The following is a 21604-nucleotide window of genomic DNA, read 5'->3' as shown; positions in this document are numbered from 1 at the left end:
TTACCTCCTTTTCAATATATGAAAACAGCGTTGTCACATATGCATGCATTTGCAAAAATAATACACCTATATTTGACAACTTTATAACAAAAACAAATCGGAATGATTATTATTTATTGCAACTTTATTAAAGATGTATTATACTAAGTTCGCAAACTAAAACGTAATTATTCCGTTTTGTATTAAAATGATATTTTTCTTCTATAATTGGGGAAAATATATCCGTAAAAAAAGAAAAGAGGAGAACTTCATGCCTAAAAGATTGACTATATTTTCATTCTTACTTATTTTCACCTTAATTTTCGCTGGCTGCTCAAATAAAAAAGAAAGTAATGCCAAGAAAGATGGAAAGCTAACAGTTTATACAACGATTTTCCCACTTGCTGATTTCGCAAAGAAAATCGGTGGCGACTATGTAAATGTTGAAGCGATTTACCCACCGGGTGCAGATTCACATACATTTGAACCAAGTCAAAAACAAACAGTACAAGTTGCAAAAGCCGATTTATTTGTTTATAACGGCGCTGAATTAGAACCATTTGCTGAAAAAATGGAAAAAACATTACAAAAAGAAAATGTTAAAATTGTAAATGCATCTAAAGGTATTGAGCTTCGTGCTTCTACTGAAGAAGAGCATCATGATCATGGAGATGGCCATAAAGAAGATGAACATCATCACGATAAAGACCCGCATGTTTGGTTAGATCCTACTCTAGCAATGAAACAGGCAGAAAAAATTAAAAATGCACTTGTAGAATTACAACCTGAACATAAACAAGAATTCGAAAAAAACTTTGCAGCACTTCAAACTAAATTTACTGATTTAGACGATGGATTTAAGGCAGCTGTAGCGAACGCAAAAACGAAAGAAATTTTAGTTTCTCATGCTGCCTATGGTTACTGGGAACAACGATACGGCCTAAAACAAATTCCTATCGCTGGAATTTCAGCTTCTGATGAACCATCTCAAAAGCAGCTTGCTGACATTACAAAAACAGTAAAAGAACATAATCTAAAATATATTTTATTCGAAACATTCTCTACTCCAAAAGTAGCATCGGTAATTCAAAAAGAAACTGGTACAAAAGTTTTACGCTTAAATCACTTAGCTACTATTTCTGAAGATGATGCAAAAAATAATAAAGATTACTTCACTTTAATGGAAGAAAACGTAAATACATTGAAAGAAGCAACAAACTAATCCATTATACTTTCTAGGCAGCTGAATTTGTTATTCAGCTGCCTTTTTATGTATTTATCCTTGACTTGACTAAAATAACAAGTAAAATTATCCATATTAGCTTTAAAGCTATATTAATTTAGAAGGTGAGTTGGAATTATGAATCTTCACATTTGTGAAGTAACAGCAAAAAATTGGCGTTCAGTAGTTGCTTTAGACGTCGCAAAAGATCAGCAACAATTTATTGAAAGTAACGCGTTTTCTTTAGCAGAATCATTATATGAAGGAAACGGAACGTCAGTAGGTTTATATGATGGAGAAACACTTGTAGGATACGCAATGTATGGATGGTATTCAGTAAAACATAAAAGTGTCTGGCTCGATCGCTTTATGATTGACCAACAATATCAAGGAAAAGGATACGCAAAACGTTTCCTTCGCTTACTCATTCAATTCTTACAAGAAAAATTTGAATGCAAAATAATTTACTTAAGTTTACATCCAGACAACAAACTTGCAATGGGACTGTATGAATCATTTGGTTTCCGCTTAAATGGGGATATTGATGATGAAGGTCCAGTTGTAGGTGTTGTAATGGAGTTACTAATAGACGAAAATACAAGCCTGTGAAAACAGGCTTTTTATTATACATTTATCAATTTTTAGTTTCTTTCCCTTATTTAATTCTGTTTTGCAATCTAATAGAATGTTCATAAAAAATAAGCCTGCAATTTACGCAGACTTATTTCACACACTCCTCGAAATGTTCTTGGAACCACTCTTTATTAATATCTCTTCCGATAAAAACTACTTCACTTACTCGCTCTTCGCCCTCTTGCCACTCTCTATCATACGAAGCAGCAAATAACGTATGTACGCCTTGGAAAACGATACGTTTATCTACTCCGTCTATCGATAAAATTCCTTTGTAACGATATAAATATTCCCCTAGCTCTTGAACGACAGCTGACATCCACTCATTAAGCTTTTGTAAATCCAGCGGACGTTCTTCACGTAATACAAATGATTTCACACCTTCTAAGTGGTTATGTTCTTTATGAGGGTAAATTTGCAACGTATCTTTCGTTTTAAACGTTTGGATTTGTAATAAAGATGGTATATCTACCTCACAGTTAGTCGCCTCAATTAACTTTGCAGTCGGGTTAATCCCTTGAATTTCATGCAAGAGATTTTCTTTCTCATTCTCTTCAATTAAATCTAATTTATTTACTAAAACGACATCAGCAAACGCAATTTGCTCTTTTGCTTCTAATCCTTTTTCAAAATGTTTATGTATATGATAACTATCTACCACCGTTACAACACCGTTAATTTGGTAAGCAGATTGGATGACTGGATCTAAAAAGAATGTTTGAATAATCGGCCCTGGATTTGCAAGGCCAGTCGTTTCAATTACTAAACCATCAAAATCCATTTTCCCTTCTGCTTTTACGTCCAGTAATTGTTTTAAAGCGACGAGTAAATCTTCACGTACAGTACAACATAAACATCCATTTGTCATTTCCATAATTTCTTCTTCCACATTCATAATCAACTGATTATCAATGCCAATTTGCCCTATTTCATTTACAATCACTGCTAATTTCTTACCGTGATTTTCTGATAAAATACGATTTAATAAAGTCGTTTTCCCTGATCCAAGAAAACCAGTTAATATTGTTACTGGAATCATTTCGTACCTCTCCTTATACCTATATGTTTCTACATTATAGCATATGAACACTCCCCCACTTAACAAAGCTTGAAGTGGGGGTTTCTAACGTTTCGACCTAACGGACGATTAACGTCAGGGGAGTTAACACATTAGCGAGCTGTTTCACGCCTAACCCCTCTATCCCATTTGTCCATGCATTTGGGATTACTTTTCGTAAAATGTTAGCCGCAGCATTTACATCTGCATTAATTAAAGTTTTATTTGCTGAACGATATATACCGCGCTTTATTCGTTTTCCTGAAAAAGTTGTATTTTGGTCATTTTCTCCATACGTTGGAATGAAGTCGTTATCCAGAAAACTTGCTTTCGATGTATATGATTCTTCAGTTACAACAACCTGAATGCCTACAGCATTTGCTTTGTATGTAATCATTTGAATCAGTAAATTATGCGGGATATGACAAAACGATTGGTTATTTCTTTTTCCCATATTCGTTTCTTGTTTCCAACTTTTGTTTTGACCAATAACGATTTTACAAACTTCTTCTTCTTGAGCTAGTTTTACGATGTGGTGACTAACTTTATGGAAGACGTCTTTTATTTTCAAGTAACGTTTTTGATGAAGTTTTTCTATCCTTTTAGAAGTAAAAGGTCCTTCATTCGTTTGTTTTCCATTTCTAAGAATGCTTGTAAAATGACTCTTCATTTTGTTGTAATATTGATTTATGCTTTTGACATGTTTGCCCTTAACAAGGACAGGTTTCATACCTGTGTTTGTTACGATGGTTGCAAGGTTATCAATCCCTAAATCAATACTCATATAACGAGCATTCGCTTCAATCATTTGTTGTTCAGAAGGAACATCAATTACCAATTCCACTACATATTCATTGTATTTTGGAATCACACGAACTTGTTTCAGTTTACCTTCAGTGAAACCTAGTTTCCCAATATTTAATTGCAATTTCGTCTTTGGAAACTTTAAAAATCTACCGTTTTTAATGATGCAATCTTGGTTTGTATACAGAATCTCTTTTTCAGAAGAACGAATATACTTTGGAATCCTAGGCATTCCATCATATTTGTTTGGATTCTTTTTATAGTCTTTTAAACTAGCAAAAAAAGATTTCCAATTTTGGAACAAACCTTTCATGATGGACTGGCTACATTGCGTAGGCAAAGCTCGATAATCATTTTGAATCATAGCCTTAAATAGTGCATCTAGAAAGTTGTAATCTACATAAGGTTTTTCAAAATTAGGTTCTGAAAACAAATTACATGTAATCTCTTTCTGTTCTTCTTTAGGCTTCACTTTCTCTTTTTCCAATTTCTTCCGATAGACAAGACGTTGTGTGTCATTCATCTTCCCAATATTTTTATGAATATTATCCAGAACTTCTTTTTGCAAAGGCTGCAACTCTTTTTCTTGTGTTAATCCAGTGTACACCTGGCGTATATAAAAGTTTGTGGTGTTGTACATATTCTTAGCGTTATGACAACATTCTTGAAAATAAGAATACATACGATGCCCTTTTTTTATCCAGATTTGAAGAGTTTTATAGTTTGATGGATTTTCTTTTGCCATTTTATTCACCTCCTTGTTAAGGATATTATAGCAAAAAAGAACATACGTTTCCGTTTTTTTCTCAAAAATAAAATATTTCTTTCGATTCACCTCACCACCTTCATTTACGTTTAGAGATGGGAGTCCTCTCGAAAGGCATGATAGAAAAAATCGTTTTTATAGCAAAACATATTTATTGTCTGTACACCTAATTAACTATATAATAACATGTAGTAAAAAAGCCTTTTCAAAACATTATTATTCATCAAGGGGGTACTTATAATGGAGCGAGTTCAAATGGCTGAAACGCTAGAATTTTCTCGTATTATTCAAGGATTTTGGCGTTTAGCAGAATGGAATATGACGAAACAAGAATTACTTTCTTTCATTGAAGATTGTATGGATATGGGAATTACTACTTTTGATCACGCTGATATTTACGGCGCATATACGTGTGAAGGGTTATTTGGCGAAGCTTTACAATTAAAGCCTTCCTTACGAGAAAACATGCAAATTATTACAAAGTGTGGAATCGCTCCCCCATCACCGAAATTTCCAGAACGATATGTTGCTCACTACAATACTAGTACAGAGCATATTATGCAAAGTGTAGAAGCATCACTTAAAAATTTACATACAGATTATATTGACGTATTACTTATTCATCGTCCCGATCCTTTTATGGATCCAAATGAAGTGGCAAAAGCCTTTTCACAATTAAAACAAGAAGGAAAAGTTCGTCACTTCGGTGTATCTAACTTCTTACCTTCACAATTTAATATGTTAAATTCGTACTTAGATTTTCCACTTATTACGAACCAAATTGAAGTTTCTGCATTGCAGCTTGAGCATTTTGAAAAAGGAACAATTGACTTATGCCAAGAAAAACGAATCAATCCAATGATTTGGTCACCTCTTGCTGGTGGGGAGATTTTTACTGGTCAATCAGAACGTGCTGTACGCGTACGTGAAACTGTGCAAAAAGTTGCTACTGAGCTAGGTGTTTCTAGTATAGATACGGTTATGTATGCTTGGTTACTTGCTCATCCAGCTAATATGATGCCAATCGTTGGCTCTGGTAAATTAGATCGCGTAAAAACTGCCGCTCTTGCTACAAAAGTTAACTTAGACCGTCAACAATGGTTTACAATTTTCGAAAGCTCTAATGGACATCCTGTACCATAATGCATAAAAAGAAGAGCTGTTTTCTTACAGCTCTTCTTTTTCATATGTATTTCTAGTCATAGCAAATACACACATATCCCTTAATCCGTTTCCATCTACCGCAACACTCGCACTTTCTAACGTACCTTCTAACTTAAAACCTAATTTCTCAGGTATCGCTCTACTCTTCTTATTTAAAGAATCACAACGAATTTCTACACGGTTTGCTTTCAATTCAGAAAAAGCGTAATCCGTTATACCTTTCGCAGCCTCTACCATATAGCCTTTTCCGCTAAACCTTGTATCAATCCAATATCCAATTTCAAATTGAGGTATATCCCAATTAATACGATGTAATCCAGCTGATGCAATAAATTCACCTGTTTCTTTCGAAAATACTAGTAATCTTAAATCCTCACGTTGCAAAAAATTGAATATGTGATTTTCTAATACTTTCTTCTACTTCTTGCTCTGTTTGCTCTTTTTGTGCAAACACCATCCAAGGTTTTAGTTCTTGTATTGAAGCCTGAATTGCATCATATACAACTTTACCATCTCCTGGTTTCGGCATTCGAATAAAAAGTCTATCAGTATAAAATTCAGAAGGAAAATCGAATAATAACGGATTCACTGTAAACACTCCCTATATTTCTTTTATATATAATAATATCCATCTGAAGTTATATAGTAAAGAATTTTCTGAATTGAAAACCTTTTACTCATTCACTTCCACCGCTACACGAATTCCAGATTCAATCGCACCTTGAATCCATCCGTGATATAGCGTTGTATGATCTCCAGCGAAGAATATTCTCCCCTCTGGTTTGACAATCGCTGGTTGCAGCTCAGATTCTTGACCTGCTTGAAAAAGTGCAAATCCTCCAAGCGCATACGGATCCAATGTCCAGCTTTTTGAAATTCCAGATATGAACTCATCATACACTTGACCACCTAATATTGTTGCTAAGTTGTGTAATGCGTAATAAATACGATCCCCTTTTGATAAACCATCCCATAACAACGCGTCATAAGACCATGTATAGCTACCTAACATCATAGCCGGTCCTTTCTCCCCAATTCCATAACTTGGATAATAGGCATAACGAATTGGCAAATCTGTTATAATTCTGCCACCTAATTGTCCTTGTTCTTCCCAAAATCGGCTTTTAAATTGAATTCCTATTTTCGTCGCAGGCATATAATGTAATTCACGAATTGCTTTCCATTTTTCATGAGATATAGAATCAAACGGATCTACTTCTACAAAACGCATTGTCGAAAACGGAATGGTAACAATAACTAAATCTCCTGTAATACTACTATATTCAAAAGTTTCCTCGTTCCGATAGAAAGCTGTCACACCATTATCGTGTTGATGTAACTTCATTAATTTTTGATTATATATAATATTCTCTTCTAATTGCGGTAAAAATGACTTTGGCAATCTATCATTCCCGCCCACAATTTCACAAAATCCGCTCTCCTCTTGCATAATGTATAGAAAGCGTAAAGTCTCTACAAACGACCGTTCCAAAAAACCTTCTAAATCTAATAAAACACCAATCATCTCAATTGTTACTGGTGAAAAGTAAGTATTATACTGATAAGGATGATACTTTAAAAATTGTCCAGTAGAGTATCTCCCAAAATCCTTTACAACAATATCCCAATTTTTTTCTGGGTTCTTTTTTATAAAATTTATAATGGGCTGTACCGCTAACAATAATAATTCCTCTGACGTTTTTCCAACTTCATTCATTTCCACAGGATATCTTAGAATACTTGGATCTTTTTCATATTGTTTTAACGTCGTTTTCCGTCCATTTACGTATATAATATCCGTCTCATTCCTATTAATAAAAGGTCTCACCTGTAGCCTAAATTTTCTTATATATGCCATCGTTAATGTATGTGAATAAGGAATCCTCATTGCTCCGACATCTAAATATAATCCGGTATCTTCCATTCTAACTGTTTCTATACGACCACCTACCCGGTTATTTGCTTCAAAAATTTTCACATCATGTCCTGCAGCCTTTAATAAAGAAGCTGAAACTAACCCAGCCATACCAGCTCCCACTACAATAATTTGTTTTGGACTTATCGGCTTCTTCAATCCTTTATCTATAACTTTTAACGCTTCATCCATTTCAGTATTATACATTATATCTTTCTGCACAATTCCACCCCTTACTTCATCAAATGGACGTTAGTGGTTTAGTGCATTTTATTCATAAATCCCCATAAACATAACACCATTGCAATTTGAATATTCACTAAAAGTACATAAGAGACAGATCTCACTTTTCTTTATACTTCGTATAATATAGCAACTACAAAGAAGGAGTGGTTAAAAATGAAACATACTTATGACTACGATGCTACAAAAAAACATTTAGAATTAAAGAAACAAAACTTATGTAAAAAACTTAGCAATATGACACTATCTGAAAAAGAACGTGAACAACTAAAGCGTGAAATTGACAACTATGAATATATTTTAAATCTAGTCGAAATGAATCATTATGAACGCGGATTTTCTCGTTAAAAGCGGAAATAAGATTATCCGCTTTTCATTTTGAGCATTTCACTACGCATTTTTCATAAGTAAATATATAATAGGATGTACATTAAGATTGAGAGGTATATTCTATGATCAAGTTAAGTGTATTAGACCAATCACCTATTTCAGATGGTAGCACAGCAGCCCAAGCTTTTTCACATACAGTTACGCTTGCACAAGAAGTTGAAAAACTCGGATTCACACGTTTTTGGGTATCCGAACATCATAATTCCGTAAGCTTAGCTGGTTCAAGTCCAGAAATACTTATTTCTCATATTGCCGCAAAAACGGACCGTATTAGAGTCGGTTCAGGTGGTGTTATGTTACCGCATTATAGCCCATATAAAGTTGCTGAGAATTTCCGTGTTCTAGAAGCATTGTATCCGAACCGCATCGATCTCGGTGTTGGTAGAGCGCCTGGTGGTATGCCAATAGCAACTCGCGCACTTCAAGAAGGGAAAATGGTCTCACTTGATCAATATCCAGAACAAATTGCAGACGTTGCAATGTACTTACATGATCAAGTACCCGAAAACCATCACTATGCAAACTTAAAAGCAACTCCAGTTATCCCAACATCTCCTGAAATGTGGATGCTCGGTTCTAGCGGAGAGAGCGCTAAAATTGCTGCAAACAACGGAGCTTCTTTCGCATTTGCACAATTTATTAACGGCTTCGGAGGCCCTGAAGTTATGAGGGCTTACCAAGAACAATATGAGCCTTCATTTTTAGGAGATAAGCCTAATTCAATCGTTGCCATCTTTGTTATATGCGGAGAAACAAATGAAGAAGCGGAAAAAATTGCTTCTAGTTTAGATTTATCAATCTTATTATTAGAGCAAGGAAAACGAACTACTGGTACACCTTCTATTGAAACTGCTCAAAATTATTCATACAGCGCTTATGATTTATTCCGTATAAAAGAAAATCGTCAACGTATGATTGTTGGTGATCCGTCTTCTGTAAAAGAAAAAATAATAAACTTAAGCAAAGCATACAATACTGACGAATTTATGATTGTCACGATTACTCATCAATTTGAACATAAATTAAAGTCTTATCGCTTACTAGCAAATGCTTTTAATTTATAATTCTAAAAAGAGATGCATCACATGTGATGCATCTCTTTTTCTTACTACTTATTGTTTTCATTTCCTATATATTCAATAGCTTCTTTTAATAGCTCTTCAAAGTTAATAGGATAATCATGATCTAAATCAGGCACAACTTTATACTTATGTTCTATATTCTTCTCTCTTAATAGTTGTACGAATTGCTGCGTGGATTCGAAGCAATCTTCATCTTGATCCCCGCATACTATATATCCTTTTATATGTTTATCCTTCAGCACTCTTAGCAACTCATCCCATTCTTCAATCTCCGGAAGCCATGGTGCCATAAAAACAAAACCATCTACATTTATATCTTGTTGTAAAATCGTATATAAAGCTACTCTCGCCCCTGCAGAAAAACCACCAATGATTACACTTTCTACTGTATGATTTTCTATAAACTTATTGTAATGCCCTTTTAATTCCTCTTTCCCTCTCTCTATATCATCCCAAACAAATCCATCTGAAAACTGAATTTGTGAAGACTGTGGTAAAGCTAACGTGTAATCTTGTGTCAAAACTGATTTCCAATATGGCTCTACTATTTGAATATTTTCTTGGTCACCGTGCAATGTAAGTAGTAGATTTCCTTCTTTCTTGGTGTATATATATTTCACATCTGGTCTTTCCGTTTTATGTGCTAATTCTTCTCTTTCTTTACATAACTGCACCATTGTATGAAATTCTTCAAATTTATGTAGTGATTTTAAATCTTCGTCGGAAATTAAATACTCATTTCCATACCAGAATCCCCTTTCTATAATAGCCTCCCTCATTAAATGTAATGCTTCTTTTTCAAGTCCCGATGCACTTGCGAGCGCATACTGAAAATTATATATTTGTGCCTCATTCCCTATTACACCTGTAGCGTTTTCCATTATATAATTGTACGCTTCAAAACTTCCTTTATTTGCATAACAACGTAACGTTTCATTTAATAATTGAATGTAAGTCATACTATTTTTCATGTACCAATTCCCCCGAAACCTTTTATAATATTTGTTTGCGAATCTTTATACCACTTTGTGAAGATTTTATATAACTCGCCCTAGCAATATCTTATTCTCCGAATGATACTTAATAGTTATCCTTCTCTGTCCAATACATTTAATATAAATATTAATAAACTGAAAAGTCAATATTTTAACAAACAAAAAAAAGACAACAATATATGTATTGTTGTTTTCATTACGTCTACCCACTCTTTTGTTTTTTTCTATCTGGTTTACTTGAAACTAAATAATGTTTTTCTGAAATATATAAGTCTCTTTTTAAGCTACGATTTAAGTAAGGTCCTAATTTCATTCCACATATGAGGCGATCTTCGCTACCTTCAACAATTGGGAACATTTCTTTTTCTGTTACGTATTGATCTACTGCTTTTTGTACGACATCAATTTCTTTCACTAGGTTTAAATTTTCTGCTGTATGTTCAAATACCTCAAGCGTTTCCTTCGTTATGAGAAAAACATTTGTTGGAAATGCAGGTAAATATGGTTTTAACAAATCATAATTTACTGTATAATCATCATTTACTAATACTGTATAAACGATATTAGCATTCGTTTCTAAAAACTGAGCCATCGCTTGTTCTAATTCATCTTTCGTAATTTCCCGCTCTTCTTTTCCAGTTCTGAAAAAGCGAAACATCGCATCGCCTCCTTTTTACTATATTATAGCATAAAAGAAAACTGAAAAATCATAAAAAAACCCATTGAAATAATTTTTCAATGGGTTTCTATATATTTATCATTATTTTAAGAATGCACTTAGCATCCATACATGCTGTTCTAATGTTGTATGAATTGCTAACAGCATGTCAGCTGATGTTTCATCGCCAGCTTCACCCGCAACTTCCATACCTTCTTTTAATTCTTGAATAAGTGCAGAATAATCATTCACTAATGTTTGCACCATTTCTTCTGCAGATTCTTTGCTTGTCCCTTCGCTGACACTAGATGTTGCGAGATATTCTTTCATTGTCGCTAATGGTTTACCTTCTAAAGCTAAAATACGTTCTGCTAACTCATCAATATACGTTCCAGCCTCATTATAAAACTCTTCAAATTTCTCATGTAATGTAAAGAAGTGTGGCCCTGTCACATACCAGTGATAATTATGTAATTTAACATATAACACATTCCAGTTTGCTACCTGCTTGTTTAATACTTCAACAACATTTGTTTTCGTACTCATACAATCACTCCTCTTATCATTTTGTAATGTTTATCTTTTAATAACTTAATTACATTTTACCATACATTCCCTTTCCTTTCGAACAATTGGCTTATATGTAACAAAGTTTTAACACCTTTAATGCTTCCCTAATATCATTTAATTCATGTATTTTTTCAACCACTTCATACGTCTAATTGTCCAAGCTCATACATATGCATAATAGTACATCAAGCTCATCATAGTAGAAAGAGGGATAACATGGACAATCAACAATGGCAAGTAGCAAAGAAAGTAGCTGCTACTTATATCGGAACTGTCGTTGGAGCTGGATTTGCTACTGGACGAGAAATTGTTGAATTTTTCACAGTGAATGGATTATACGGGACAATTGGCATATGTGTAAGTGGATTTTTTTATTTGGCTTGGTACAAAGATGATGTTACTTTCATCACAAATCGGGGCATTTTCAGCGCAAGAATTTAACAAATATTTATTTGGGGATGTATTTGGGAATGTTGTAAACACATTATTATTACTCGTTTTATTCGGCGTAACGAGCGTTATGTTATCAGGGGCCGGTGCAGTATTTGAAGAGCAACTTCGCTTACCAAGACAACTCGGTATTCTCATTACAGTTATCGCTTGTCTCATTATAAGTAGCCGCGGGTTACAAGGTGTTTTTGAAGTAAATACACTTGTCGTACCTATTATGATGATTTTTATTATAGGACTTGCTATTACAACCTTTTTTCACGGTACACCTCCTATTAATAACACTATTCCTGCAGAGAGCTGGAATATGAAATGGATTACTAGCCCTATTACATATGTCGCCTTAAACCTTTCTCTCGCCCAAAGTGTTCTCGTCCCATTAGCCAGTGAAGTAAAGGATCGAAAAGCCATTTTTTGGGGTGGGATTTTAGGTGGTGCTGGACTTTCTTTAATTTTATTATGCAGCCATTTAGCAATCTTATCAGTCGATCAATTTTATCAATATAACATCCCAATGGCTGAAGTCATAAGAAGATTTAATGCAACTTTTCACTTCTTCTTCGTTCTCATTATTTTCGGTGAAGTTTTCACAACTTTAGTTGGTAATGTGTTCGGAATGACAAAACAGATGCAATCTATTACTGGGTGGAAAAATCACAATATTATTTTCTTCATTTTACTAATTAGTTATTGCTTTAGTTACATCGGTTACAGTGACTTACTTCACATTCTATATCCTATCATCGGATGGGTAAGTATTGTTATACTTCCAATCATTGCGTTTAAACAACTTCAAAAAAACATAAAAAAGCATCCATGTTATTGGATGCTTTTTTATGTTCATTCACAATCATCACATACTTCCCAGTACGGTCCCATTTCTAATGCTAAATACGGCTTTAACTGCAACCGAATCATTCGACTAGGCATGCGTTCTAAAACAAATTGAATACCTTCTTCATCTTCGTCTAATTCAACTTTTGAAATCGTAATTTTTTGCATAGTCGTAATGGGAATTCCATCTTTATATAAAGTGATTTTCACCTCATCGTATTCATTAAAATACAATTCGACACTCATTTGATTTTTCAGTATTTCATCACCAATTTTAAATGTATCATTTTGTTCTTGGATTATATATTTCCATCCGCCTCTATCTTCTTTCGGAGCTGTTTGAAATAATGTCTCCAAATCCTCGTATAGCATAAGATAACCCCTCTCTTACTAAAAAACGATGAGTATTTTATATACCCTTTATCTCTATCACTATCCATAGCTATTGTACCATATATCACCGTTCTTACCGTATTCATTTGCTTCATACACACTTATAAAATAACTAATTCTATCTCCATTATTATGTATATTACCTCATTACTCCATACACTCTTACAAGTTCAAATAACGACAGACTTTAATCCATGCAAATATTGTCTACTCTCCGCTTTTATTAGCTCACAGCATTCACACTTTTACATATAGTAAGACTACCACAAATAAAAAAGGAGAGTGACTTATACCACTCCCCTTAAAAGAACTTCCCTATAGCTGCTAAAACTAATACGATTATTAAAATTGCAAATAATAATGAGACAATGAAACTAAAAATAGGTAACGCTTTCTTTTCATTCTTCTTAAATAGTAACTTTAAACTAAGAAAAATATTTACTGGTACAAGTATAAAATAAAAATATTTAACAATTTGCACCGAGCTATTCGAAAGTGTTTTTAATATAAACACTTCAATTAGAAAAACAATAAAAAATGAAATACTTAGCCAAAATGAGACGTAACTAAGCCAAGAATGTCTTTTTGTCCCCCAATACACTCCCATAATACTCTCCTTTTATTTGTATTCTATAGGTTAATAATTATACACAAAGCTAACAAACACCTCTATTTTTCGACAAATATTATGCAAAATACCATTTTAAACGTCATAAAGGAAGTTTACATCTCCATTTGATTTTACATAATAAAACAGACTACCCTCTAGTGTCATAATGCTACTAGGGGGAGTCTGTTCTCTATTAAACTTTAAATCTCTCAATTAATACTTGCAATTCTTCAGCCATTTGAGATAGCGTACCCGCCGCTGATCCAATTTCCTCCATCGAAGCTAGCTGTTCTTCAGCTGAAGCCGCAACATTTTGTGTGCTTGTCGCATTATTTTGTGCTGTCATTGCAATTTGTCCTACTGAAATAGATACTTCATTTGCCCCTTTTGACATTCCATTAGCCGTTTCAACCATCGTCTTAATTTGATTAGCTATTTCATTTGTAGATTGTAAAATCTCAGCAAAATTTTGCTTCGTTTCATTTGCAATAACAAGTCCAGATTGAACTTCTTCATTTACATGATTCATTGATTTGACTGTCTTACCCATATCGTCTTGTATTTCGCCTATTAATTTACTAATTTCACTGGAAGATATGCTAGACTTCTCTGCCAATTTACGTACTTCATCTGCAACAATTGCAAAACCTCTTCCATGTTCACCAGCTCTTGCCGCTTCAATTGCCGCATTTAAAGCTAGAAGATTTGTTTGATCTGCAATGTTTTGAATTACTTCCAATATATCACCAATTTGTTTTGATTTATTATTTAATAACTGTATAACAGCATCTGATTGTGAAACCGATTCTGCAATAGACTGCATCTGGTTTACTGTTCTTCCTACTAGTTTCCCACCATCTTCTGCTTTTTCACGAGTATGAGCAGAAGCGATATTAATAGATGATGAACTATTTGCTACATGCTGAATTCCTTCCGTTACATCAAACAGTAACATAGCACCATTTTCTACACTTGTTGTTTGCGTCGTTGCCCCACTTGATATTTCATCCATTGCTGTTGTAATTTGCTCAGTTGCTTCACTCGCTTGTCTTACACTTGCAGTTAGTTCTTCTGATGCTGCTGCAACATGTCCTGCCGAAGTGTTAATCCTTCCAATTAACGTCCGTAATGAATTTGTCATCTCGTTAAAACCTTTCGCAAGTTGACCAATTTCATCATTAGAATGAATTTCAATTGTTTGCGTTAAATCCCCTTCACTTATTTCTTTAGAAGTGATAACTAGTCTCTTTAAAGGCTTCGTAATTGAAAGTGTCACAAAATAAATAAGTACTCCACCTACTACTAACGAAATAAGCATAACAATTAACATATTATAAAATACAGGTTGAGCAGCTTCAATTACTTCAGTTGCGTACATCGTCCCACCAATTTTCCAACCTGTTTTTACGTTTGTAGCAAATACCATATTCTTTTCACTACCACCATAAGAATATGTAAAAGCACCATGATTATCTTCATAAATTTTCTTTGCCCAAGAATCAGCTGCTTTATCCCCTGATTTTTCTTGTGGATGAGCAATGATTTTTTGCTTTCCATCTAAAATGAAGGCATATCCTTTTTTACCAATATTGATTAACTTTGTTGTTTTTAATAAATTGTCTAAACTTAAATCTAGCGCAACAACCCCATTTTTATCTTCTGTTTGTTTTGCAATCGTTACGACAATATGTCCATTTCCTTTTGCCTTATATGGCTCGCTAACAACAATACCACCTTGTTTTGCCACTGCATCTTTATACCAAGGTCGTGTTGTTGGATCATAATCTGCTGCCATTTGTATATTTGGTTCCTGTACAAATTTCTTATCATTACCGGCAACATACACTTGTTCAACATCTATATTCAAATTGATATACTGAGATAATGTCTTTCTTAGCTCATCCTGATTATCCCCTTGATACATATTCCCTTGAATTACTCGTGCAAAGTTATTCACATCGTTAAATTTTGCTTCAATCATTTGATTGATTAAATTATCTAATATTTTTATATTATCGTTAGCACTACTCGTAATTTGTGATTCAAAATTCTTTTTAGCAGTTTGATAAGACATGCCCCCGATTATAGAAACGGCTGCAATTAAAATTACAAAGAATGAAATTAATAGCTTTTTTGCTACTTTCATATCACGAAACAAATTTAATAGTTTACCCATTATGAACCTCCTAATTTTCAAATTTAAAAGTTAAATTGAGTTAATTATAAATATTTCCCATTCCTTAATTATTATTTTCATAACCTATTATGGTGAATACTTTGTAAAGTTTAAACAATTAATTTCCCTTTGTCTATATATATGAATAATATTATTATAAAATTTACAAATAGAAAAAACCAAAGGCGCCCCTTTGGTTTTTACATTTTTTTATGTTGTTTAGAAATTTTCTTCCATTTATCACGCTCTGCTCTGGCAAGGATTGCATCTTGTTTCCTCATAAAATACGCCAGTTCTCTTTGTAATTTTTTATAGCTTTTCAAACGATCTATCGTAATAAGTCCGTTTTCAATTGCACTATACACCGCGCATCCTGGTTCATTCTCATGCTTACAATCACGGAAACGACATGTTGTCGCAAGTTCTTCAATATCAGAGAATGCTGTTTGAATCGCTTCGCTGCCTTCCCAAAGTTGCAATTCCCTCATGCCAGGCGTATCAATCACGAGAGCGCCACTAGGCAATTGGAATAATTCTCGATGCGTTGTCGTATGCCTCCCCCTACTATCCTCTTCACGTATATCTCCCGTTTTTGCTACATCAATTCCTATTAGAGCATTTAACAAAGTTGACTTTCCTACCCCTGATGATCCAACTAAAGCAATTGTTTTCCCTGAAGAAACGAATTGTTTCAACGAATCTATACCTGTATGCTCTAAACTATCAACAACGAAAATAGGAACACCAATTGCTATAGCTTCCGTTTCTACAATTTTCTCTTCCACATCATTACATATACTACTCTTTGTTAAAACAATAACTGGCATAGCGCCGCTTTCATACGCTAATAATAAATAACGTTCCATCCTTCTAACATTAAAATCATGATTAAGTGCATTCACTAAAAATAAATAATCTACATTTGCTGCTATAATCTGTTCTTCTGTTCTTGTTCCAGCCTCTTGTCTTGAGAAAGAGCTTCTTCGCTGGAAAATACGATGAATAATCGCTTTCTTTTCATCTTCTATTTTCTTTATATACACCCAATCACCAACTGCTGGATAATCGCCTTTCGTAATCGCTTCATGCCGAAACTTCCCAGACAGTTCTGCCATATATTCACCATCATTACAAATAATGCGATATATATGCTTATGCTCAAGTAAAATACGACCTACTTCATAATTTTTCTCTGTAACTTGTTCTTCAAAAAATGAATCCCAGCCAAAAGATTCTAAAATATTTTGATTCAAATAAATATCCTCCCTAGTTTGTACTAAGTGGAAGGATTGCGAATTACCTTATATAATATCGCCCTTTCCATCCACCTTTGTATTTGGTTGATTATTCATATAAGTTATTTTCGCCATAATACATCACCCCGTTCTTATTTTAATTATTCTCATTATATGGAATTCTCCTATAAAAAGCTACATTATTTTACGTAATTTTCAAATAACTTGTTTTTGAGCATTCTAATTTGTCCTCGATGACTAATTTCATCTTCTAGCACATGAAACCATAGTTAGGCCACTTTCTTTCTAACATGAGCCACTCATCACCTTGTTCACTTAAATACTTCAGAGATTCTTCTCGAACACTTTGTAGAAGTTGTACATAATATTGTATTTCATGACCACGGATTGCTCTACCCGCTTCCCCTAAATACAGTGCATCTTCCCATATTTCTAATTCTTCTTTTGTAAAGTCATGATCTTGAAATGAAATAAGCTGATGAACTTTTTCAATAGCTGCTATATGCTTTAATAAGGCGCCAATTGAATTTCCGCTGCTTTGCATAATTAAATCTAATTGCTCAACTGATAAATTTTTTACTTCGCCTAATGTTACAGCTCTCGTATGCTCAAGCAGGCTTACTAATTCCCCTATTTTTTTGTATAACCATCTACACTTCTTATTCGATAATCTATATTCATATCACGCACCCCTTTCTGCATTCATATTATTGTAAAAATGATTCATATAATAGACTGAAATCTATCTAAATTTTCTGTTATAATTAATTTGAATACAAAATATACCCAAACAAACTTTCTCAATATGCTTATATGAAATATTAAAAGGAATCAATATAAAATAATCGAATCTTATTCACTAAAAGGAGTGGATTCGATGGAAATGTATCAATGGCTAACCGCTGTTCTCGTTGGTGGCATTACCGGCTTCGTTTCCCATCTAATCAATAACCAAGGTAAGTTATTGCTTCCACGCCGTTTGAAAACATTTTTTCATTTTGGATTTTTAACTGATATTTTTACTGGTAGCCTAGCCGCACTTCTTGGGCTCGTTTTATTCGATGTCACCGCAATAAAAGAAATTATAAAAGTATCCATTGTAACTGCTATTTCCGGTCAAACTTTTTTACTACATCAAGCTCTTGGTGGCGAACAGGCTAAAAATACGCAAATTGGGAAAGCTGATGAGAAGATTCAAGAAATTGACAAATTATTGCGACGTTAGTGTATACTTTCTTTTAAAATTATTGTTATAATGAGAAATAAATATTTTCTATTGCGTCGTTTGTCAGGAGAAAGGGTGTTTCGTATGACAAAAAAGAAAATAGAAGATTTCTTAACAAACTCCGAAAAAGAGGAACTGCTAGAAAACTATAAATGTTTACGAGAAGCCCGCACAAAAAGCGAAGCTAACTATTTTGGCGAAGCAGTAAACCATCTATTAAATAAAGCAAAACAACGAATTATAAAAGATGCAGGTATACATGATGAAAATGCTGCAACTGTTCAATCAAAGAGAAAAGCACTGTTTTAGCTACATTAGCTAAAACAGTGCTTTTTATTACAATACTTTTCACATTACTTTCACATCTATTTCACAAATATAAGTAGTCCGATATGCTAAACTAAGTATATCCTTTTCCAAGGAACTATATGCCGATATATAAATCCCTATCTTTATAGGGATTTTTATTTTTTGATTCCTCATAACTTTGTTACAATACATTTCTTCTACTATTTCTATACTTTTAGTAACCACTTTAATTAAAAGCACATTCATGTATTCACACTCTTATTAATTCTGATTTGCGAAATATTTATACAAGCTTTATGATGCAATTCCTGTTTCACTATTTTCAGTAATTTTTTCACTTTTTCTAACCAAAAATAAAGCTCCTATATATAGTAACGCAGTAAAACTACCTATAAGTATAAAATTGTGAGATATTGCAAATAACATTCCAGCTATTGCCGCACCAATCATTTGACCAATGTACATAGAAGCATTTGCAAGCGCGGCTCCTGTTCCTCTTGCTACACTAGACATGTTTTGTAAGTGCCTCATCATTAATACAAACAAAATTCCTGTCACAAAAAATAAAGCAAAGAACAATAACTCCACCAATACAATGTTCTTTACATGAGGAAGTAATACATATAGCACTGCTGTAAATATAATTCCACCATAGAAAGAAAGGTTATAACCAATTTTATTTACGATTCTAGGACCAAAAATATTACCAATTAAATTTCCTAATCCTAATACGAGCATAGCTGTACCTACTTCATCAACTTGTAAGCCAAATTGAATGGAAAGCCATACACCAAAAAATGAAAATGCAGCAAAATTTCCGGTTTGAAAAACAAAGTATGCAAAATAAGAAAGTGAAACCTTTGAATCTGTAAGTAATTGTTTATAACGCTGTAAAATCGCTTTTTTATTTCCACCTATATGAACCGACTGTATTTCTGGTAATACAACATAAATAAGAATGACAAGTAGTGCTGATAATATATCAATGAAATAGAATGGAATTGTATAATGTATCGTTGCTAAATAAGCTCCCAGTGGCAGCCCTAAAATTTGAGAGATTGATAACCCTGCTGTTGCAACCCCAATTGCTTTCACAATTTGCTTCTTCTCTATAAGGAGCGGAATAGATGCCCACACTTGTGGAGATACAAAAGCTGCACTTACACCTGCTAAAAATCTAAATGTTAGCATCCATAAAAAACTCGGTGCAATTCCACAAAAAAACGTACTTATTGCAAAAAAACTCATACCTAGTACCATTACTTTTTTTCTGTTTAATCCATCTGATATAGGACCAGCCACAAGTGCAAATCCAGCATACCCTAAAGCATACGAACTCACCATCCATCCTGACAACTCAGTTGAAACATGATACGCCTGTTGCAATGTCGGCAACAGTGGTGAAATTAAGAAAGTATCTGTACCGATCATAAACATTATCATAAAAAATACAGCTAGTACTCTGTTCATTTAGACCTTCTCCTTATATAAACAGAGGGTACTCTCCCTCTGTTTAACTAATCTTCTAAAATAGATTGGATTTCTTTCATGACTCTTTCATTCAATGCAACATCTACCGCTTTCACACTTTCTCTTACCTGCTCTGCCCGCTTTCCACCAGGTATAACAGTATCAATCCCTTCTTTATTTAATAACCATGCTAACGCTAAATGAGACACTTCAATATCATTTTCTTTAGCTAGCCCTTTTAACTTATTCACTTTCTTAAAATTACTCTTATATGTATTTTCTTCAAATAGATTTACATTTTGACGCCAATCGACTTCATTTAATTTAAAATCTTCTGTATATTTTCCGCCTAATATTCCAAAAGCAAGAGGCCCATATGGAATAAATGAAATACCCGCTTCTATACAATACGGCAACAGTTCTTCCTCAGCTGTACGTTCTAACATATTGTATGGAGATTGTACAACATCTATATGACCATGTTGATTCGCCTCTTTTAATTGTTCTATGTTTACGTTCGATATTCCAATTGAACGAATTTTCCCTTCTTCTTTTAAATGAGTAAGCTCTCCGATTGAATCTATGTAACTTGTTTCAGGATTTGTAAAGTGTAAATAATATAAATCAATATATTCAGTCTGTAATCTTCTTAAGCTATTTTCCACAGCATTCCTTAAATAATTTGGTTCATTGTTAATATAAGTTTCTCCATTTAACAACGGTTGAATTCCACCTTTTGTAGCAAGTATAAACTCATGACGTTTTCCCTTTAATACTTCTCCTACTAATTCCTCCGATCTACCGAAACCATATGAATCTGCTGTATCAAAAAATGTAATCCCTTGCTGAATAGCTTCTTCTACTAATCGCTTTCCTTCTTCTTCATTCACATCAGCATATAAATTATGTCCCCCTACTGCATTTGTACCTAAACCCAACTTTGAAATATTTAATCCTGCCTTTTGCAATTTTATATACTTCATTTTTTCTCCCCCTATATTTCTATTGTTCGAATATATTCGAACAATAGAAATATACCACTTTATATGTTATAGTGCAAATATCTTAACTTATACAAGTAGGTGAAATATGCGTACACTCTATCATCCAAATCGAGAAGAAATTCAATTTTCTTCTGTCTTATATGCACTTAGCGATCAAATTCGTTTACAAATTGTAAATATGTTACTAGAGAAAAATGAACAATCTTGTGGTGCTTTAAACATCCCTGTTGCAAAATCAACTTTATCTCACCATTTCAAAGTTTTACGTGAGTCAGGTGTTATGTACACGCGCCTTGAAGGAACACAACGTTTCATTTCAATTCGTGAAGAAGATTTAAACGCTAGATTCCCAGGTTTATTACAAGTTGTATTACATGCGACAGAGCCATATTAAAAAAA

The 21604-nt window shown here is 33.6% G+C and carries 21 protein-coding genes and 3 pseudogenes; 9 read left to right on the top strand and 15 right to left on the bottom strand.

Annotated elements, in window-relative coordinates:
• The first annotated feature begins 250 nt into the window (after positions 1-250).
• Together HMPREF1014_RS10170 and HMPREF1014_RS10165 are read left to right on the top strand one after the other, a co-directional pair.
• Positions 251-1201, top strand: a complete 951-nt coding sequence (locus HMPREF1014_RS10170; RefSeq protein ID WP_001126151.1) for a metal ABC transporter substrate-binding protein — start codon at positions 251-253, stop codon at positions 1199-1201.
• Between the two features lie 138 nt (positions 1202-1339).
• Positions 1340-1810 (top strand): GNAT family N-acetyltransferase, encoded by a 471-nt coding sequence (locus tag HMPREF1014_RS10165; RefSeq protein ID WP_001048677.1) that lies wholly within the window; start codon positions 1340-1342, stop codon positions 1808-1810.
• A gap of 112 nt (positions 1811-1922) precedes the next feature.
• On the opposite strand, the gene HMPREF1014_RS10160 is transcribed toward HMPREF1014_RS10165, so the two are convergent.
• Both HMPREF1014_RS10160 and HMPREF1014_RS10155 read right to left on the bottom strand, forming a co-directional pair.
• Positions 1923-2873 (bottom strand): CobW family GTP-binding protein, encoded by a 951-nt coding sequence (locus HMPREF1014_RS10160; RefSeq protein WP_000613422.1) that lies wholly within the window; start codon positions 2871-2873, stop codon positions 1923-1925.
• Between the two features lie 97 nt (positions 2874-2970).
• Positions 2971-4440: an RNA-guided endonuclease InsQ/TnpB family protein gene (locus HMPREF1014_RS10155; protein ID WP_001040870.1), complete on the bottom strand. Its 1470-nt coding sequence runs from the start codon at positions 4438-4440 to the stop codon at positions 2971-2973.
• Between the two features lie 261 nt (positions 4441-4701).
• On the opposite strand from HMPREF1014_RS10155, the gene HMPREF1014_RS10150 reads away from it, so the two are divergent.
• Positions 4702-5604, top strand: coding sequence for an aldo/keto reductase (locus tag HMPREF1014_RS10150; RefSeq protein WP_000442784.1), 903 nt, complete (start codon positions 4702-4704; stop codon positions 5602-5604).
• Between the two features lie 24 nt (positions 5605-5628).
• On the opposite strand, the pseudogene HMPREF1014_RS10145 reads toward HMPREF1014_RS10150, so the two are convergent.
• Both HMPREF1014_RS10145 and HMPREF1014_RS10140 read right to left on the bottom strand, forming a co-directional pair.
• Positions 5629-6214, bottom strand: a pseudogene (locus tag HMPREF1014_RS10145) (GNAT family N-acetyltransferase).
• 84 nt (positions 6215-6298) lie between these two features.
• Positions 6299-7762: a flavin monoamine oxidase family protein gene (locus HMPREF1014_RS10140; RefSeq protein ID WP_001168109.1), complete on the bottom strand. Its 1464-nt coding sequence runs from the start codon at positions 7760-7762 to the stop codon at positions 6299-6301.
• Between the two features lie 177 nt (positions 7763-7939).
• Here HMPREF1014_RS10140 and HMPREF1014_RS10135 point away from each other — a divergent pair, with 177 nt between their 5' ends.
• Positions 7940-8131 (top strand): DUF3896 family protein, encoded by a 192-nt coding sequence (locus tag HMPREF1014_RS10135; RefSeq protein ID WP_000683359.1) that lies wholly within the window; start codon positions 7940-7942, stop codon positions 8129-8131.
• A gap of 104 nt (positions 8132-8235) precedes the next feature.
• A complete protein-coding gene (locus HMPREF1014_RS10130; protein WP_000594041.1) occupies positions 8236-9237 on the top strand; it encodes an LLM class flavin-dependent oxidoreductase in 1002 nt (333 codons plus the stop codon).
• Between the two features lie 44 nt (positions 9238-9281).
• Here HMPREF1014_RS10130 and HMPREF1014_RS10125 read toward each other — a convergent pair whose 3' ends face one another.
• The 3 genes from HMPREF1014_RS10125 to HMPREF1014_RS10115 form a co-directional block, all read right to left on the bottom strand.
• On the bottom strand, positions 9282-10226 hold the full coding sequence (locus HMPREF1014_RS10125) for an alpha/beta hydrolase (RefSeq protein WP_000798327.1): 945 nt from the start codon (positions 10224-10226) through the stop codon (positions 9282-9284).
• 226 nt (positions 10227-10452) lie between these two features.
• The gene (locus HMPREF1014_RS10120) at positions 10453-10908 is read right to left on the bottom strand and encodes a DUF3939 domain-containing protein (protein ID WP_000488206.1); all 456 of its coding nucleotides are present in this window, start codon (positions 10906-10908) and stop codon (positions 10453-10455) included.
• 102 nt (positions 10909-11010) lie between these two features.
• Entirely contained in the window at positions 11011-11454 is a 444-nt protein-coding gene (locus HMPREF1014_RS10115) for a Dps family protein (protein ID WP_000105199.1), read from the bottom strand.
• A gap of 240 nt (positions 11455-11694) precedes the next feature.
• On the opposite strand from HMPREF1014_RS10115, the pseudogene HMPREF1014_RS10105 reads away from it, so the two are divergent.
• Positions 11695-12877 (top strand): annotated as a pseudogene (locus HMPREF1014_RS10105) (YkvI family membrane protein).
• Here HMPREF1014_RS10105 and HMPREF1014_RS10100 read toward each other — a convergent pair.
• The 5 genes and pseudogenes from HMPREF1014_RS10100 to HMPREF1014_RS10075 all read right to left on the bottom strand — a co-directional run bounded on the left by HMPREF1014_RS10100 (position 12769) and on the right by HMPREF1014_RS10075 (position 17878).
• Positions 12769-13134, bottom strand: a complete 366-nt coding sequence (locus tag HMPREF1014_RS10100) for a DUF3979 family protein (protein ID WP_000965059.1) — start codon at positions 13132-13134, stop codon at positions 12769-12771. The pseudogene HMPREF1014_RS10105 and the gene HMPREF1014_RS10100 sit on opposite strands and share 109 nt — an antisense overlap.
• A 322-nt stretch (positions 13135-13456) precedes the next feature.
• The gene (locus tag HMPREF1014_RS10095) at positions 13457-13762 is read right to left on the bottom strand and encodes a hypothetical protein (protein WP_000539571.1); all 306 of its coding nucleotides are present in this window, start codon (positions 13760-13762) and stop codon (positions 13457-13459) included.
• A 196-nt stretch (positions 13763-13958) separates the two neighbouring features.
• Positions 13959-15941 (bottom strand): methyl-accepting chemotaxis protein, encoded by a 1983-nt coding sequence (locus HMPREF1014_RS10085; protein WP_000517293.1) that lies wholly within the window; start codon positions 15939-15941, stop codon positions 13959-13961.
• A 200-nt stretch (positions 15942-16141) separates the two neighbouring features.
• Positions 16142-17194, bottom strand: a complete 1053-nt coding sequence (gene rsgA / locus HMPREF1014_RS10080) for a ribosome small subunit-dependent GTPase A (protein ID WP_001073075.1) — start codon at positions 17192-17194, stop codon at positions 16142-16144.
• A 182-nt stretch (positions 17195-17376) separates the two neighbouring features.
• Positions 17377-17878, bottom strand: a pseudogene (locus tag HMPREF1014_RS10075) (DinB family protein).
• A 196-nt stretch (positions 17879-18074) separates the two neighbouring features.
• Here HMPREF1014_RS10075 and HMPREF1014_RS10070 point away from each other — a divergent pair.
• Positions 18075-18422 carry a DUF4257 domain-containing protein gene (locus HMPREF1014_RS10070; RefSeq protein ID WP_000426317.1) on the top strand — a complete coding sequence of 116 codons (348 nt, stop codon included), beginning with the start codon at positions 18075-18077 and terminating at the stop codon, positions 18420-18422.
• 84 nt (positions 18423-18506) lie between these two features.
• The gene (locus HMPREF1014_RS10065; protein WP_000162602.1) at positions 18507-18731 is read left to right on the top strand and encodes a hypothetical protein; all 225 of its coding nucleotides are present in this window, start codon (positions 18507-18509) and stop codon (positions 18729-18731) included.
• Between the two features lie 39 nt (positions 18732-18770).
• On the opposite strand, the gene HMPREF1014_RS32435 is transcribed toward HMPREF1014_RS10065, so the two are convergent.
• Genes HMPREF1014_RS32435 through HMPREF1014_RS10050 form a run of 3 tightly spaced genes read right to left on the bottom strand, consistent with a single transcriptional unit; the run spans position 18771 to position 21184 of the window.
• Positions 18771-18977 carry a hypothetical protein gene (locus HMPREF1014_RS32435; protein WP_001101741.1) on the bottom strand — a complete coding sequence of 69 codons (207 nt, stop codon included), beginning with the start codon at positions 18975-18977 and terminating at the stop codon, positions 18771-18773.
• 48 nt (positions 18978-19025) lie between these two features.
• Complete coding sequence (locus tag HMPREF1014_RS10055; RefSeq protein ID WP_001082486.1) at positions 19026-20201, bottom strand: MFS transporter; 1176 nt, start codon at positions 20199-20201, stop codon at positions 19026-19028.
• Between the two features lie 47 nt (positions 20202-20248).
• Positions 20249-21184 (bottom strand): aldo/keto reductase, encoded by a 936-nt coding sequence (locus HMPREF1014_RS10050; RefSeq protein ID WP_000874081.1) that lies wholly within the window; start codon positions 21182-21184, stop codon positions 20249-20251.
• 106 nt (positions 21185-21290) lie between these two features.
• On the opposite strand from HMPREF1014_RS10050, the gene HMPREF1014_RS10045 reads away from it, so the two are divergent.
• A complete protein-coding gene (locus HMPREF1014_RS10045; protein WP_001259906.1) occupies positions 21291-21599 on the top strand; it encodes an ArsR/SmtB family transcription factor in 309 nt (102 codons plus the stop codon).
• The last annotated feature ends 5 nt before the right edge of the window (positions 21600-21604 follow it).

Origin of the sequence: Bacillus sp. 7_6_55CFAA_CT2, from assembly GCF_000238655.1 — a bacterium.
Taxonomy (GTDB): Bacteria; Bacillota; Bacilli; order Bacillales; family Bacillaceae_G; genus Bacillus_A; species Bacillus_A cereus.
This window is presented reverse-complemented; position numbering and strand designations above follow the sequence as displayed.

Bases quoted from the DNA above. Each gene is read 5' to 3' on its own strand.
- HMPREF1014_RS10170 (WP_001126151.1), top strand. From the start codon at position 251: ATGCCTAAAAGATTGACTATATTTTCATTCTTACTTATTTTCACCTTA.
- HMPREF1014_RS10165 (WP_001048677.1), top strand. From the start codon at position 1,340: ATGAATCTTCACATTTGTGAAGTAACAGCAAAAAATTGGCGTTCAGTA.
- HMPREF1014_RS10160 (WP_000613422.1), bottom strand. From the start codon at position 2,873: ATGATTCCAGTAACAATATTAACTGGTTTTCTTGGATCAGGGAAAACG.
- HMPREF1014_RS10155 (WP_001040870.1), bottom strand. From the start codon at position 4,440: ATGGCAAAAGAAAATCCATCAAACTATAAAACTCTTCAAATCTGGATA.
- HMPREF1014_RS10150 (WP_000442784.1), top strand. From the start codon at position 4,702: ATGGAGCGAGTTCAAATGGCTGAAACGCTAGAATTTTCTCGTATTATT.
- HMPREF1014_RS10135 (WP_000683359.1), top strand. From the start codon at position 7,940: ATGAAACATACTTATGACTACGATGCTACAAAAAAACATTTAGAATTA.
- HMPREF1014_RS10130 (WP_000594041.1), top strand. From the start codon at position 8,236: ATGATCAAGTTAAGTGTATTAGACCAATCACCTATTTCAGATGGTAGC.
- HMPREF1014_RS10125 (WP_000798327.1), bottom strand. From the start codon at position 10,226: ATGAAAAATAGTATGACTTACATTCAATTATTAAATGAAACGTTACGT.
- HMPREF1014_RS10120 (WP_000488206.1), bottom strand. From the start codon at position 10,908: ATGTTTCGCTTTTTCAGAACTGGAAAAGAAGAGCGGGAAATTACGAAA.
- HMPREF1014_RS10115 (WP_000105199.1), bottom strand. From the start codon at position 11,454: ATGAGTACGAAAACAAATGTTGTTGAAGTATTAAACAAGCAGGTAGCA.
- HMPREF1014_RS10100 (WP_000965059.1), bottom strand. From the start codon at position 13,134: ATGCTATACGAGGATTTGGAGACATTATTTCAAACAGCTCCGAAAGAA.
- HMPREF1014_RS10095 (WP_000539571.1), bottom strand. From the start codon at position 13,762: ATGGGAGTGTATTGGGGGACAAAAAGACATTCTTGGCTTAGTTACGTC.
- HMPREF1014_RS10085 (WP_000517293.1), bottom strand. From the start codon at position 15,941: ATGGGTAAACTATTAAATTTGTTTCGTGATATGAAAGTAGCAAAAAAG.
- HMPREF1014_RS10070 (WP_000426317.1), top strand. From the start codon at position 18,075: ATGGAAATGTATCAATGGCTAACCGCTGTTCTCGTTGGTGGCATTACC.
- HMPREF1014_RS10065 (WP_000162602.1), top strand. From the start codon at position 18,507: ATGACAAAAAAGAAAATAGAAGATTTCTTAACAAACTCCGAAAAAGAG.
- HMPREF1014_RS32435 (WP_001101741.1), bottom strand. From the start codon at position 18,977: ATGAATGTGCTTTTAATTAAAGTGGTTACTAAAAGTATAGAAATAGTA.
- HMPREF1014_RS10055 (WP_001082486.1), bottom strand. From the start codon at position 20,201: ATGAACAGAGTACTAGCTGTATTTTTTATGATAATGTTTATGATCGGT.
- HMPREF1014_RS10050 (WP_000874081.1), bottom strand. From the start codon at position 21,184: ATGAAGTATATAAAATTGCAAAAGGCAGGATTAAATATTTCAAAGTTG.
- HMPREF1014_RS10045 (WP_001259906.1), top strand. From the start codon at position 21,291: ATGCGTACACTCTATCATCCAAATCGAGAAGAAATTCAATTTTCTTCT.